We start from the raw sequence: 17,555 nt of genomic DNA on the forward strand, positions 1-17,555 counted from the left end.
GGCCATTTAACTTAGCTGATGCTTGTGCTAAATGGCCTGTAGCCCAGTACCTAGCCTTGAGTCAGTCCAGCCAGCGAAGAGCCTGAAGCTCTTCGTGCCCTCACTCTATATCTAAAATCTCTTCTTTATTTTGAGGCAACTGACTTTTCTGTAGTTGATTGAGTTTATCAGCCAAAGGACGACTAATTTCAGCAATGGCTTTAGGCTCACCCATTTCAGAGTGGTTACAGTTGATATTGTGAACTTTTATTTCTCCGCAAATGTAAGGTTTCCACATATCGGGGTGTAACGGAGCATACAAGCTATCCTTTATGGTTGCGTGGAAAAAGAGCATATCGCCGCTATAAATGCGCGGGGAAAAATTCTTGACAATTTTATTAGCGTTCACCGTGCAACGTTGAATTTTCTCCCATAAATACTCACTGGCGTTTGGTATCTTTTTATCGTCGTAGATCTCAAAAGTCTCCATATATGCCGCGCGCGAAGCTGTTAAATCTTGAGGCTTCTCCCATTCCTCACCAGAGAGTGATGGATAAGCATCCCATATAGCAAGCAATGCTACTCTTTCACCTTGTTGCTCAAGTTGAGTCGCCATAGAATGCGCCACCATTCCACCTAAAGACCATCCTAATAGAGAGTAAGGCCCACTCGGCTGAATCTGGCGAATTTGCTTAATATAGTCTGCCGCCATCTCATCTATTGTTTCCGCGAACCGTGACATGCCATCAAGACCGCGAGCTTGCAAACCGTAAATAGGTTGCTCCTCACCCAAATATTGGGATAAGCCGATATATTCCCAGCTTACTCCTACGCCAGAGTGGATGCAGAAAAGAGGAGAACGGCTACCCTTAGGTTGAAGAGGGAGCAAAACATCAAATGAGTTATTCAAGATTCCATCTTTATTATCCAAGACTCCGTCTGATCCAAGTAAACGTTGCGCTAGCCCTGCGATGGTAGGTGCCTCAAACGTAGTACGCAGAGTAATTTCAACGCCCAGCTTAGAGCGAATACGACCGGCCATCTGCATCGCAAGTAGCGAATGGCCGCCGAGCGCGAAGAAATTGTCGTGACGGCCGATGCGCTCGACGCCAAGCAGCTCAGACCAAATGGTGGCAAGCGTATATTCAAATTCACCTTGCGGCACCTCATACACTTGACGAGCTAAGGCCTCGGCATCTGGAGCAGGTAATGCTTTACGGTCGAGCTTGCCATTAGATGTAAGCGGGAATGCATCAAGACGCACGAAGGCAGCAGGCACCATATACTCAGGTAAGTTCGCCGCAAGGTGTGCGCGTAAAGACTGCACAGATTGTTCGTCCGGCTCCGCCACAACATAGGCAACAAGACGTTTGTCGTTCCCTTCACCCATTGCAAGCACCACCGCTTCCTGCACCAACGGATGTTCGGCCAAACACGCTTCGATCTCGCCTGGTTCAATCCGAAAGCCACGAATCTTAATTTGATGATCATTGCGGCCCAGGAACACTAAATTGCCATCAGGTAGGTAACGAACCAAATCGCCTGTTTTATACATCCTGGCATCCTCATACTCGCTGAACGGATCACGCAGAAAGCGCTCAGCAGTCAACTCAAGCTGATCCAGATAGCCACGCGCAACCCCCACGCCACCAATATAGAGCTCACCCACTGCCCCTAAAGGCACCGGCTGGCCGCGCGCATCCAGTACATAGAGCCGGGTATTCGCAATCGGCCGGCCAATTGACAGCACACCGTGGTCGAGAGCACTCGATGCGGCTGGCCAAACAGTGACCGCATGAGTCTCTGTGGGACCATAGGCATTAAAGACGGTACCTTGTCGGCTCAAGTTCTGAAGCAAAGTTGCGCTGGGCGCTTCCCCTGTCAGAACCATTGTCAGAGGCGTACTCAAGCTAGGCAAGATTTCCCCCCCCTGAAGTAGCGCAGGCGGTAAGATAACGTGAGTAATCGCCTGTCCCGCCAAATAATCCCACAACTTATCCCGGTCATGACGGATAGTCTCTGGTGGCAAATATAAGCTTGCGCCACAACTTAAAGCTACCAACATTTCCCAGATACTCACATCGAAACTAATCGAAGCAAACTGCAAAACCCGACTGGATGGATGAACACCAAAACTGGCAACCGACGCTTGAGCAAGATTCACGATGCTCCGATGCTCCATCGTCACACCTTTAGGCTTGCCAGTAGAACCAGAAGTGTAAAGTACATAGATCAAATGACGTGAGGTCAGTTCTGGAATATGAGGATTCGCCGTACTCAGCTTTGGCAACTCATTCGGATCGAGTACGATCAAGGGGGCAAGCGCTTCTTCACCTAGTGCAGTCCGACCAACCCTATCGGCGAGTAATATCTTCGGCGCAGCATGAGCAAGAATATGCGCGAGGCGTTCGCTCGGATACACCGGATCGAGTGGCACATAGACGCCACCGGCTTTGAGGGTTGCTAGCAAGCCAACCACGATCGCCGGTGAGCGTTCCGCACAGAGTGCGACGCGTGTATCAGGTTGCACTCCGCATTCGATGAGTTGATAAGCAAGACGATTAGCCTGCGCGTTGAGTTCGGCATAACTAAATTGCTGATCTCCGTACACGAGCGCTACGGATTCTGGTGTGCGCTCAACCTGCTCCTCAAATAATTGGTGAATGCACTGGTGTGCTGGATAAGACGTTTCTGTTGCATTCCATGTTTGCAGTAAAAGCTTTCGCTCTTCGACAGGAAGCACTTCCAGCTGGTGAACGGGTATCTTGGGCGTATACTCCAGCGCATTAACTAAACTCAACAGCGCCTCTTGCATGTAGCCGCATACCTGAGCTGGATCAAACGGCTGAGCCACCTGAGCAGTCAAACCAAGCTTCGTACTGAAATCTTCTATCGATAGCAAAAATGGATAGTTGGTGCGCTCTTCCCCATATAACCGTTCAACACCGGACATGGTCTGGTTCTCGTCCACCGACATCATATTGTGCCGATAGTTCAGCATTGCACTAAAAAGCGGCGTACCCGCTGGCACATTACTGCAGCGTTGCGCTAAAGCCAGTGACGCATGCTCATGCTCAAGCAAAGCAGCTAGCCGGGCGTGGACATGGCGCACACTTTCCTCAACACCTGTCTCATCCAAATCAATGCGCAACGGCAGTGTGTTGATGAACAGTCCCATTGCTTGATCCGCACCTTCCCCTCCCCGCATGCGGCCAAATAATACCGTACTGAACACGACCCGCTGCTGTCCGCTAGTCCGCGCCAACACTTGCGCCCACGCCAAATGACATAAACTCGCCAAGCTTACGTTTAGCCGCTTGGCTTGCATACGCAGGCGATTATTCAACTCTTGCGGCAACATGCGATGCGATTCTGTGACTTGGGAGCCATCGCGATGAACCTCGGTTAAGCCAAAGGGTAACGTCGGTTCATCCACCTCACCCAGCATTTCCCTAAAAAAGCGCTCATGCGCTTCCTGACTCACCCCTAAGCGCGCTTGCGCGACCAAATTACGGAATGGCTGAGCGGCAGGCAATGCATCGCTTTGATTTTCAACAAAAGCCCGCACTTCAGCATCCATCACGTCGCCAGTTGAATGATCGCTAATCAGATGGTGCGACGATTCGACCAGCAACCAGCGTCCATCGTCATCCTGGGCAATCGCAAAACGCAATAATGGCGCTTGCGTCAAATCCATCCGATATCGACGAGGATCAAAATGCTGCAGCAACTGCTGTGCAATGGGTCCATTCGCTGAATCCAAAGAAAGTGTTTCAATTGACAGCGGGGCATCACGCCAGACAACCTGAGCTGGTGTAGACAGCTGCTCCCAAACAAAAGCTGTGCGCAAAATATCATGGCGCTTCACTACCTGTTGCACCGCATCCAGGTAACGATCAAGCAAGGCTCGACTGGCAAACGCCAGCTGATCGAGGAGCAAGTAAGGGTCCCCTTCTGTTGCCATTAAATGGTGGAATAAAATCCCATCCTGCAAGGGAGACAGCGCATAAATATCTTGAATGTTGGACACGCCCCCTGGGGTTTGTTCAACAATACCGTCAATATCCGTTTGCGTCAGTTGAATCAATGGCAGTAGCTCTGGTTTAAGCGCTATCGTATCGCGAGTAATAAGATTAGGCGGGACGACAATTTCCTGATGCTGCCCTAAAGATTGAGCCAGTATACTTAGCGTAGGCTTATCAAATAAAGTGCGTACCGAAAGCGTTAAGCCGGCACGCCGCAAGCGCTCAATCATCTGCACCGCCAACAGCGAATGGCCACCGAGCGCGAAGAAGTTATCGTGGCGACTAATACGCTCGACATCGAGCAATTTAGTCCAGATTGCAGCAAGCATTTGCTCGACTTCTCCTTGCGGCACTTCGTACGTCTGGCGGGCTAGGGCCTCTACATCCGGGGCAGGCAATGCCTTGCGATCGAGTTTACCGTTGGGCATAAGCGGGAACGTCTCCAAGCGCACAAAAGCAGCCGGTACCATATACTCAGGTAAGGCAACTGCAATGTGTGTACGCAAAGACTGCACAAGGTGCTCATCCGGTTTGGCTACAACATAAGCCACGAGACGTTTGTTGCTTCCTTCGCCCAGCGCGGCTACTACCGCTTCACGCACCTGCGGATGCTCAGTTAGACGCGCTTCAATTTCGCCTAACTCAATACGAAACCCTCGAATCTTCACTTGATAGTCATTGCGACCCAAGAATTCCAAGTTGCCGTCCGGTAAATAACGAACCAAATCGCCTGTCCTATACATCCAGGCATCCGTTTGATCACTAAATGGATCAGATAAAAAACGTTCAGCCGTCAAATCAGGTCGGTTCAAGTAGCCGCGCGCGACCCCAGCACCACCGATATATAACTCTCCAGCGACACCTAATGGCGTAGGCTGCATCGATGAATCCAACACATACACGCGCGTATTCGTAATAGGTCGACCAATCGCGCGCCAGTCATTCCCATCCGCACTGACTTCACGGATCGTCGCGTTCACCGTTGTCTCAGTCGGGCCGTAGGTATTTAATAAGCGCGGTCGATGACCTGTATTGACAAACCACGCCTGATGCGCTGATGCGCTCAACGCGTCCCCACCAATCATCATTAAACGTATTTTCTGCGGGACAGGCGCCTTTTCCTGAGCCAGTTGCGCCCAGAATTGGGTAGGTAGCTCCATCACGCTAATCTGGTTGGCTTCGCACAGCCGCCAGAATTCTTGGGTATCCGCCAACCAGGCATCCGTGCGCAATACCAGCGTTGCGCCGCAAGTCAACGTAGCAAAGATATCTGAGACTGAAGTATCAAAGGAAAGCGAAGAGAATTGCAGTACTCGGTCTTGCGGGCTTAGGTCAGTTTGCTGAATCATCGTTATCGCTAAACTCACCACGCCCTGGTGTTGAATCATCACCCCTTTAGGTTTACCGGTAGACCCCGACGTATACATCACATAGGCTAAATGCTCCGCATTCAAACCCAATTTATGCGGGCTAGGATTATGGCTGCTCTTGTCTTTCCAGTGCGCCATATCCGCTCTTAAGTCCAGCACTGGAGCTTTCTCACCTAGACCTTGCGCAACTACAGTGTGCGGCGCACCAATGCTTAGCAAAGCCACTGGTACACTATCGTTCACCATATCTGCTAAACGTTCAGCAGGATACTTTGTGTCCAACGGTACATAAGCCCCGCCCGCTTTAAGGACAGCCAGCAGACCCATCACCATGTCTATGCTGGGCTGGATATACAGCGCTACGCGACTATCAGGTCGGACGCCAATATCTATTAAATGGTGAGCGAGGCGATTCGCTTGCGCATTCAACTCTGCATAGCTGATGGTCAAATTTTCATGAGCTAATGCAATAGCGTTGGGTGTACGCTCCACTTGCGCTTCAAACAACTGATGCAAACACTGATCTTTCGGATACGGTGCAGCCGTCGCATTCCACGTTTGAAGCAGTAATGCCTGCTCAGCATTAGGCACAATCTCCAATTGCCGTACCGGCATTTTCGGCGCGCGTTCCAATGTCTCGGCCAGGCTTTCCAACGCTTTTTGCATATAGCCACATAGCCGCTCAGGATTGAATGGCTGCGCAATCTGCGCCGTGAGTCCCAACGACTGACCATAGTCATCCACCGACAGCGACAACGAATAGCTGTCCCAGTCTTCTGCATGTAGTTCCTCAATACCAGGCATTAATTGCGTCGTGTCTGAGGGTACCGCGTTATACCGGTAATTGAGTAACGCGCTAAAGAGTGGCGTACCTGCTGGCACGCTACTGCAGCGTTGCGCTAAGGCGAGCGACGCATGCTCATGTTCGAGCAACGCAGCTAGCCGAGCATGGACATGGCGTACGCTCTCCTCTACTTCCGTCTCATCCAGGTCAATACGCATTGGCAGCGTATTGATGAACAGCCCCATTGCTTGGTCAACTCCCATTCCGCCTTGCATGCGACCAAAGAGTACCGTACCAAATACCACCTGCTGTTGCCCACTGGTTCGCGCCAGCACCTGCGCCCATGCCAAATGACATAAGCTCGCCAAGCTCACGTTCAGCCGCTTCGCTTGCATACGCAGACGATCATTCAGCTCCTGCGGCAACATGCGATACGACTCCGTAACCTGGGAGCCTTCGCGATGAACCTCGGCTAAGCCAAAGGGTAACGTCGGTTCATCCACCTCGCCCAGCATTTCCCTAAAAAAGCGCTCATGCGCTTCCTGGCTCACCCCTAAACGCACCTGCGCGATCAAATTGCGGAATGACTGAGCAGGAGGCAATGTGCTACCTTGACCTTTGAGCAAAGCCTGCACTTCAGCATTCAATATCCTCATAGATGAGTTATCATCGATCAGATGGTGGAGCAACTGGACAAGCAGCCAGCGCCCATCGTCATCTTGGGCAATCGCAAAACGTAGTAATGGCGCTTGCGTCAAATCCATCCGATACCGACGAGGATCAAAATACTGCAGTTGCTGCTGCGGAATAGGTCCATTCGCTGAATCCAAAGAAAGTTCTTCAATTGACAGCGGAGCATCGCGCCAAACAACCTGAGCGGGTGTAGATAACTGTTCCCAGATAAAAGCGGTGCGCAAAATATCATGGCGCTTCACTACCTGTTGAACTGCATCCAGATAACGATCAAGCAAGGCTCGACTGTCAAACGCCATTTGGGTAATAAGCAAGTAAGGGTCGCCTTCTGTTGCCATTAAATGGTGGAGTAAAATCCCATCCTGTAAGGGAGACAGCGCATAAATATCTTGGATGTTTGCAACTCCGCCTGGCGTCTGCTCAACAATATGATCAATGTCAGTTTGAGTTAGTTGAATCAATGCTAGCAGGTCTGGTGTGAGCTCCGTGGTATCAGGTGTAATCAAATTAGGCGGTACTGCGACTTCCTGATGTTGTCTCAAAGATCGTGCCAGAAAACTCAGCGTAGGTGTATCAAACAAAGCACGTACTGAGAGCGTTAAACCAACACGCCGCAAACGCTCAATCATTTGCACCGCCAACAGCGAATGGCCACCAAGCGCGAAGAAGTTGTCGTGGCGACTAATACGCTCGACACCGAGCAATTCAGTCCAGATTGCAGCAAGCATTTGCTCGATTTCTCCTTGCGGCACTTCGTACGTCTGGCGGGCTAGGGCTTCTACATCCGGTGCAGGCAATGCTTTGCGATCGAGTTTACCGTTGGGTGTAAGCGGGAACGCCTCCAGACGCACAAAAGCAGCCGGTACCATATACTCAGGTAATCTCGCTGCGAGATGGGTGCGCAACGCTTGCGCGAGATGCTCATCCGGCTTGGCCACCACATACGCGACAAGACGCTTATCGTTCCCTTCTTCCAGTGCAAGCACTGCTGCTTCGCGCACCTGCGGATGGTCAGCCAGGCGTGCTTCGATCTCACCAAGCTCAATACGAAAACCGCGGATTTTGACTTGGAAGTCGTTACGACCAAGAAATTCCAGATTGCCATCAGGCAAGTAGCGAGCTAAGTCACCCGTTCTATACAGACGTGCATTTTTATCTTTGCTAAATGGATCAGCAACAAAACGTTGAGCCGTAAGCTCAGGTCGATTCAGATATCCCCGCGCCACCCCCGCGCCACCAATATACAACTCCCCTACTGCGCCCAATGGCGCCAGCTGACGATTGGCATCGAGCAAATAAATTTTAAGATCTGGAATCCGCTTCCCAACCGGACTACCCACTTGATCACTATCTTTTTGCTGTAAGGGTCGGTAGGTTACATGCACGGTCGTTTCTGTAATGCCATACATATTCACCAACTGCGGGGAATGTTCAGCACGCGTGGCGTACCACATTTGCAAAACAGTAGGCTCAAGCGCCTCGCCTCCAAATATGACGTAACGTAAGCTGTCACTTAATTTACTTTGTGCTTGACAATCAATCAATGGTTTAAATGCACTAGGGGTCTGATTCAAGACCGTTACACCTTGTTCACATAGCAAGTGATAAAAATCCTGCGGTGAACGAGCGATGTGATGCGGCACGATAACGAGCTTGCCGCCATGACGCAAAGCGCCCCAAAGCTCCCAGACAGAAAAATCGAAAGCAAACGAATGGAATAAGCACCAGACATCGTGCTGGTTAAATTGATACCAGTCTGCAGTAGCATCGAATAGACGCGTAATTTGCGCGTGCTCCACCATCACCCCTTTAGGCAAACCTGTGGAGCCGGAGGTGTAAATAATATACGCAAGATGATGTGGGCTCAGCGTAGAGATCTTTGGATTCGTACTTGGCAATGGCGGTAAGCTATTGGGGTCAAGCACGGTAAGCGAAGCCAACTCTGATTCGCCTAAGGCAGCACGTCCTACCGTATCGGCTAGTAAAATAGCGGGGGCAGCATCTGTCAGAATATGTGTCAGGCGCTCGCTCGAATACGCCGGATCGAGCGGCACATAAGCACCACCGGCCTTCAAAATCGCCAACAGTCCCACCACCAATGCCGGTGAGCGGTCCATACAGATGGCTACACGTGTATCAGGCTGCACGCCCAATTTGATGAGCTGATGGGCAACGCGATTCGCCTGTGCGTTGAGTTCTGCGTAACTGAATTCTTGCTCTTCGTACACCAGCGCTATAGCCTCTGGCGTACGCTCAACTTGCGCTTCAAACAATTGGTGCATGCATTGATGTGCGGGATAAGGCGTTACTACCGAATTCCATGTCTGCAACAGAAGCTCCCGTTCGTCAACAGGGAGCACTTCTAGTTGGTGAACTGGCACCTTAGGCATACGTTCTAGCGCTTCAACTAGGCTTTGCAACGTCTGCTGCATATAGCCGCATATCTGAACCGGATCAAAGGGGTGCACCACTTGAGCAGTTAAACCAAGGTCGGCGATGGAATCATCCACCGACAGCACAAATGGATAGTTGGTGCGCTCTTCTTCATGCAGCCATTCAATGCCTGGAAAAATTTGATTCTTGTCCCTCTCTGCCGCATTGTGTCGATAGTTTAATAACGCACTAAAAAGGGGCGTACCTGCTGGCACACTACTGCAGCGTTGCGCTAAGGCAAGCGACGCATGTTCATGCTCGAGCAATGCAGCCAGCCGAGCGTGGACATGGCCTACGCTCTCCTCTACTTCCGTCTCATCCAAGTCAATACGCAGTGGCAGCGTATTGATGAACAGCCCCATTGCTTGGTCAGCCCCCATTCCACCTTGCATGCGACCAAAGAGTACCGTACCAAATACCACCTGCTGTTGCCCACTGGTTCGCGCCAGCACCTGCGCCCATGCCAAATGACATAAGCTCGCCAAGCTCACGTTCAGCCGCTTCGCTTGCGTACGCAGACGATCATTCAGATCCTGCGGCAACATGCGATACGATTCTGTGATTTGAGAGCCATCGCGATGAACCTCGGTTAAGCCAAAGGGTAACGTCGGTTCATCCACCTCGCTCAGCATTTCCCTAAAAAAGCGCTCATGCGCTTCCTGGCTCACCCCTAAACGCACCTGCGCAATCAGATTGCGGAATGACTGAGCAGGAGACAATGTGCTGCCTTGACCTTTGAGCCAAGCCTGCACTTCAGAACCCATTACTTCGAGAGTTGAATGATCGCCAATCAGATGGTGCATTAGTTGGACGAGTAACCAGCGCCCATCGTCATCCTGGGCAATCGCAAAACGCAATAATGGCGCTTGCGTCAAATCCATCCGATATCGACGAGGATCAAAATGCTGCAGCAACTGCTGTGCAATCGGTCCATTCGCTGAATCCAAAGAAAGTGTTTCAATTGACAGCGGGGCATCACGCCAGACAACCTGAGCTGGTGTAGACAGCTGCTCCCAAACAAAAGCTGTGCGCAAAATATCATGGCGCTTCACTACCTGTTGCACCGCATCCAGGTAACGATCAAGCAAGGCTCGACTGGCAAACGCCAGCTGATCGAGGAGTAAGTAAGGGTCCCCTTCTGTTGCCATTAAATGGTGGAATAAAATCCCATCTTGTAAGGGAGACAGCGCATAAATATCTTGAATGTTGGACACGCCCCCCGGGGTTTGTTCAACAATACCGTCAATATCCGTTTGCGTCAGTTGAATCAATGGCAGTAGCTCTGGTTTAAGCGCTATCGTATCGCGAGTAATAAGATTAGGCGGTACGACAATTTCCTGGTGCTGCCCTAAAGATTGAGCCAGTATACTTAGCGTAGGCTTATCAAATAAAGTGCGTACCGAAAGCGTTAAGCCGGCACGCCGCAAGCGCTCAATCATCTGCACCGCCAACAGCGAATGGCCACCGAGCGCGAAGAAGTTGTCGTGGCGACTAATACGCTCGACACCGAGCAATTCAGTCCAGATTGCAGCAAGTATTTGCTCGATTTCTCCTTGCGGCACTTCGTACGTCTGGCGGGCTAGGGCTTCTACATCCGGTGCAGGCAATGCTTTGCGATCGAGTTTACCGTTGGGCGTAAGCGGGAATGCCTCCAAACGCACAAAAGCAGCCGGTACCATATACTCAGGTAATCTCGCTGCGAGATGGGTGCGCAACGCTTGCGCGAGATGCTCATTCGGCTTGGCCACCACATATGCGACAAGACGCTTATCACTCCCTTCCCCCAGTGCAAGCACCGCTGCTTCGCGCACCTGCGGATGGTCAGCCAGGCGTGCTTCGATCTCACCAAGCTCAATACGAAAACCGCGGATTTTGACTTGGAAGTCGTTGCGACCAAGAAATTCCAGCTCGCCATCGGGCAAGTAGCGAGCTAAGTCGCCCGTTCTATACAGACGTGCATTTTTATCTTTGCTGAATGGATCAGCAACAAAACGTTCGGCCGAAAGCTTAGGTCGATTCAAATAACCTCGCGCCACACCCGCGCCACCAATGTATATCTCCCCTATTGCGCCCAATGGCACCGGCTGACGATTGGCATCGAGCAAATAAATTTTAAGATCTGGAATCCGCTTCCCAACTGGGCTACCTATTTGGTGGCTATCTTTTTGCTGCATCAGCCGGTAAGTCGCATGCACGGTCGTTTCTGTGGTGCCATACATATTCACCAATTGAGGAGAATGTTCAGCATGCACGGCATACCATGTTTGTAAAACAGCAGGCTCAAGCGCCTCCCCAGCAAATATGACATACCGTAAACGGTCACTTAATTTACTTTGTGCGTGACAATCAATCAATGGTTTAAATGCACTAGGGGTCTGATTCAAGACCGTTACACCTTGTTTACACAGCAAGTGATAAAAATCCTGCGGTGAACGAGCAATGTGATGCGGCACAATAACGAGCTTGCCGCCATGGCGCAACGCGCCCCAAAGCTCCCAGACAGAAACATCAAAAGCGAACGAATGGAATAAGCACCAGACATCGTGCTGGTTAAATTGATACCAGTCTGCAGTAGCATCGAATAGACGCGTAATTTGCGCGTGCTCCACCATCACCCCTTTAGGCAAACCTGTGGAGCCGGAGGTGTAAATAATGTACGCAAGATGATGTGGGCTCAGCGTAGAAATCTTTGGATTCGTGCTTGGCAATGGCGGCAAGCTATTGGGGTCAAGCACGGTAAGCGAAGTCAACTCCGATTCGCCTAAGGCAGCACGTCCTGCCGTATCGGCTAGTAAAATAGCGGGTGCAGCATCTGTCAGAATATGTGTCAGGCGCTCGCTCGAATACGCCGGATCGAGCGGCACATAAGCACCACCTGCCTTCAAGATCGCCAACAGTCCCACCACCAATGCCGGTGAGCGATCCATACAGATGGCTACACGTGTATCAGGCTGCACGCCCAATTTGATGAGCTGATGGGCAACGCGATTTGCCTGTGCGTTGAGTTCTGCGTAACTGAATTCTTGCTCTTCGTACACCAGCGCTATAGCCTCTGGCGTACGCTCAACTTGCTCTTCAAACAATTGGTGCATGCATTGATGTGCTGGATAAGGCGTTACTACCGAATTCCATGTCTGCAACAGAAGCTCCCGTTCGTCAACAGGGAGCACTTCCAGTTGGTGAACTGGCATCTTAGGCATACGTTCTAGCGCTTCAACTAGGCTTTGCAATGTCTGCTGCATATAGCCGCATATCTGCACCGGATCAAATGGGTGCACCACTTGAGCAGTTAAACCAAGGTCTGCGATGGAATCATCCACCGACAGCACAAATGGATAGTTGGTGCGCTCTTCTTCATGCAGCCATTCAATGCCTGGGAAAATTCGATTCTTGTCCCTCTCTGCCGTATTGTGTCGATAGTTTAATAACGCACTAAAAAGGGGCGTACCTGCTGGCACACTACTGCAGCGTTGTGCTAAGGCGAGCGACGCATGTTCATGTTCGAGTAAAGCGGCAAGCTGTGCGTGGGTATCACGTACACTGCTCTCAACATCCATTTGATCCAGGTCAATGCGCAACGGCAGCGTATTCATAAATAGCCCCAGTGCCCGATCCGCGCCACCTTGCATGCGGCCTAATAACACCGTACCGAATACCACCCGCTGTTGCCCACTGGTTCGCGCAAGCACCTGCGCCCAGGCTAAATGACATAAACTTGCCAAACCCACACTCAGTCGTTTAGCTTGGACACGCAGTCGATTATTCAGCTCCTGCGGCAGCATACGGCGGGATTCGGTAACTTGAGAACCATCACGATGAACGCCGCTCAGGCCAAAAGGCAATGTAGGCTCATCCACCTCAGCCAGCATCTCTGTAAAAAAGTGCTCATGCGCCTCTTGGCTCGCTCCTAAGCGCGCCTGCGCCACCAAGTCGCGGAATGGCTGGGGAGGAGACAAGGCATCTTTTTGCTCCTTCATCAAAGTCCGCACTTCAGCATTCATTATCTCGGTGGCAGTATGATCTCCAATCAGATGGTGCATTAGCTGAACCAGCAACCAGCGCCCGTCATCATTTTGGGCAATCGCAAAGCGCAATAATGGCGCTTGCGTCAAATCCATCCGATACCGACGAGGATCAAAATGCTGCAGCAACTGCTGCGCAATGGGCCCATTCGCTGAATCCAAAGAAAGTGTTTCAATTGATAGCGGTGCATCACGCCGGACAATCTGAGCGGGTGTAGACAGCTGCTCCCAAACAAAAGCTGTGCGCAAAACATCATGGCGCTCCACTACCTGTCGCACCGCATCCAGATAGCCATCAAGCAAGGTTCGACTATCAAACGCCAGTTGGTCAATGAGCAAATAAGGGTCGCCTTCTGTCACCGCTAAATGATGGAATAAAATCCCCTCCTGTAAGGGAGACAGTGCATAAATATCTTGGATGTTGGACACGCCACCTGGTGTCTTTTCAACAATCCGATCAATATCAGTCTGACTGAGATCAATCAGTGGCAGCATCTCTGGCGTGATTTTGATGGCATCAGCTGTAATTAGGTTCGGCGGCACCATGACTTCCTGGTGTTGCCCTAAAGATCGAGCTAGCGTGCTCAATGTATGAGTACCAAATAAAGCATGTGCTGAGAGCGTTGAGCCAAGATGCCGCAAGCGTTCGATCATTTGCACCGCCAACAGCGAATGGCCACCGAGTGCGAAGAAGTTGTCGTGGCGGCCGATACGTTCGACTCTAAGCAACTCACTCCAAATTGCAGCGAGTGTATGCTCGGTTTCACCTTGTGGCGCTTCGTACGCCTGATGAGCAAAGGCTTTTTCATCTGGAGCAGGCAACGCTTTGCGATTGAGCTTACCGTTGGGCGTAAGCGGGAACGCCTCCAAATGCACAAAAGCAGCCGGTACCATATACTCAGGTAATCTCGCTGCGAGATGGGTGCGCAACGCTTGCGCTAGATGCTCATCTGGCTCGGCCACCACATACGCGACAAGACGCTTATCGTTCCCTTCCCCCAGTGCAAGCACCGCTGCTTCGCGTACCTGCGGATGTTCAACCAGGCGCACTTCGATTTCACCAAGCTCAATACGAAAACCGCGGATTTTGACTTGGAAGTCGTTACGACCCAGAAATTCCAGATTGCCATCGGGCAAGTAGCGAGCTAAGTCGCCCGTTTTATACAAACGGGCATTTTTATCTTTGCTGAATGGATCTGCAATAAAACGTCTATCCGTAAGCTCAGGCTGATTTAAGTAACCCCGCGTAACACCCGCGCCACCAATGCATATTTCCCCTACTGCGCCCAATGGCACAGGCTGGCCGTACTTATTCAGCAGATAAAACTGGATGTTCGCAAGTGGCCGACCAATCGAGACAGCTTCGCCATTGAAATCACGTGGACAATGCCAAACGGTAGACCAGACCGTAGTCTCGGTTGGGCCATACACATTAAAAAGCATGCATTGGGGCGTAAGATTTTGCAATAACCTTGGGCTGGGCGCTTCGCCACCTAAAAGCAATTTCAGCGGTAAGCTTAAGTGAGGCAGACCATGTCCATCCTGCAACAAGGCAGGTGGCAAGCTGGCATGTGTGATCGCATTTTTTTCCAAATATTCCCATAATTTGTAGCGATCAAGCCTCACGTTATCAGGTGGTAGATATAGACTTGCGCCATAAGCTAAAGTCATAATTTCTGAAACGCTGACATCAAAACTAATCGAGACAAACTGTAATACTCGACTGGTTGGCTGAATGTCTAAATAAGCCTGCTGTGCCTGCATAAAATGGCTTACGCTCCGATGTTCGACCATCACTCCTTTAGGCGCACCAGTGGAACCGGAGGTATAGATCACATAGGCCAGATGACACGAGGTTAAGCCAGCAACGTAGGGGTTAGTGGCCGGGAACAGTGGTTCTTGACTTGGATCAAGTACAGTCTGCCCAGCCAGTGCAGCTTCCCCCAAGGCGGCGCGTCCAGTCGCATCGGCAAGAAACAGCGTAGGCGCCACATCGGCCAAGATATACGTGAGGCGTTCACTCGGATATGTCGGGTCCAGTGGTACATAGACACCGCCTGCCTTGAGGATAGCGAGTAAACCAATCAGTAATGCCGGTGAACGCTTCACACAGAGAGCAACCCGCACATCTGGTTGAACACCTAATTCGATGAGTTGATGGGCAAGGCGATTGGCCCGTGCATTCAGTTCTGCATAGCTAAATTTTTGATCTTCGTAAACAAGCACTATGGCTTCTGGCGTACGCGCAACTTGCGCTTCAAACAATTGGTGCATGCATTGGTGTGCTGGATAAGGCGTTGCTACCGAATTCCATGTCTGCAACAGAAGCTCTCGTTCGTCAACGGGGAGCACTTCCAGTTGGTGAACTGGCAGCTTAGGCTTATGCTCTAACGCTTCAACCAAACTTTGCAGCGCCTCTTGCATATAGCCACATACCCGAACCGACTCGATTGGTAGCGCCACCTGAGTAGTCAGACCAAGCCTCGTGCCAGAATCCTCTACTGATAGTGCAAATGGATAGTTGGTGCGCTCTTCTTTATGCAGCCATTCAATGCCTGGGAAAATTTGATTCTGGTCACTCTCTACCGCCTTGTGTCGATAGTTTAATAACGCACTAAAAAGGGGCGTACCTGCTGGCACACTGCTGCAGCGTTGCGCTAAGGCAAGCGGCGCATGTTCATGTTCGAGTAAAGCGGCAAGCTGTGCGTGGGTATCACGTACACTGCTCTCAACATCCATTTGATCCAGGTCAATGCGCAACGGCAGCGTATTCATAAACAGCCCCAGCGCCCGATCTGCGCCACCTTGCATGCGGCCTAATAACACCGTACCGAATACCACCTGCTGTTGCCCACTGGTTCGCGCAAGCACCTGCGCCCAGGCTAAATGACATAAACTTGCCAAACTCACACTCAGTCGTTTAGCTTGGACACGCAGTCGATTATTCAGCTCCTGCGGCAGCATACGGCGGGATTCGGTAACTTGAGAACCATCACGATGAACGCCGCTCAGGCCAAAAGGCAATGTAGGCTCATCCACCTCAGCCAGCATCTCTGTAAAAAAGCGCTCATGCGCCTCTTGGCTCGCTCCTAAGCGCGCCTGCGCCACCAAGTCGCGGAATGGCTGGGGAGGAGACAAGGCATCTTTTTGTTCCTTCATCAAAGTCCGCACTTCAGCATTCATTATCTCGATGGCAGTATGATCTCCAATCAGATGGTGCATTAGCTGAACCAGCAACCAGCGCCCGTCATCATTTTGGGCAATCGCAAAGCGCAATAATGGCGCTTGCGTCAAATCTATCCGATACTGACGAGGATCAAAATGCTGCAGCAACTGCTGTGCAATCGGTCCATTCGCTGAATTCAAAGAAAGGGTTTCAATTGACAGCGGTGCATCACGCCAGACAACCTGAGCGGGTGTAGACAGCTGCTCCCAAACAAAAGCTGTGCGCAAAATATCATGTCGCTTCACTACCTGTTGCACCGCATCCAGATAACCATCAAGCAAGGCTCGACTGTCAAACGCCAGTTGGTCAATGAGCAAATAAGGGTCGCCTTCTGTCACCGCTAAATGATGGAATAAAATCCCCTCCTGTAATGGAGACAGCGCATAAATATCTTGGATGTTGGACACGCCACTTGGTGTCTTTTCAATAATCCGATCAATATCAGTCTGACTGAGATCAATCAGTGGCAGCATCTCTGGCGTCAAAGTCGTGGTATCGGCCGTAATTAGATTTGGTGGAGTAGCGACTTCTCGATGCTGGCTTAGTGAGTGCGCTAAAGCTTTGAGCGTAGGGCTATCGGATTGGTAGGCTAGCAGCCGGTTTCGCCAGAACGTTTCGTGCAACGCCACCATCTCAAGTATTTCTCTGCTTTTAGGAGCTTGGCTGGTCATCTGCTCGGGTAGACATTTTCCGGGCTGAAGCTTAGCTTGAGAAGCTGGCGCCTTAGGATCTACTAAAGAGTTATCAAGAATCTCCAGTTCTTTGCATGAAGCTTCATTCGCATCATCCTGCTGCGCTTGAGTTTTATCCAGAGTTTGCTGATTTATAGGCAACTGACCAGTTACATTTCTAATGAACATTCTGACCTCCTTTTAAATAAGTTATTCTTCTAAAGCTCTTAACCCCTTACGCAGAGACTTTCGTTTCTTAAATATTCCTCCTGGGTAACGTCAATGCGATTGAGGATGCTGAGTAATCAGCGATCCTATTTAAAAAATTGAGCATAATGACGTCCCCGAACCT

At 50.9% G+C, this 17,555-nt stretch carries 1 protein-coding gene; it reads right to left on the bottom strand.

All coding sequences use genetic code 11. From position 1 onward, the window contains the following. Positions 1-100: 100 nt before the first annotated feature. Positions 101-17,392, bottom strand: a complete 17,292-nt coding sequence (locus KMZ15_RS06615; protein WP_223691870.1) for a non-ribosomal peptide synthetase — start codon at positions 17,390-17,392, stop codon at positions 101-103. Between the last annotated feature and the right edge of the window lie 163 nt (positions 17,393-17,555).

It is taken from the genome of Mycoavidus sp. HKI (assembly GCF_020023735.2).
GTDB lineage: Bacteria > Pseudomonadota > Gammaproteobacteria > Burkholderiales > Burkholderiaceae > Mycoavidus.

Excerpts from the sequence above, each read along its gene's own strand:
- KMZ15_RS06615 (WP_223691870.1), bottom strand. The coding sequence starts at position 17,392 with ATGTTCATTAGAAATGTAACTGGTCAGTTGCCTATAAATCAGCAAACT.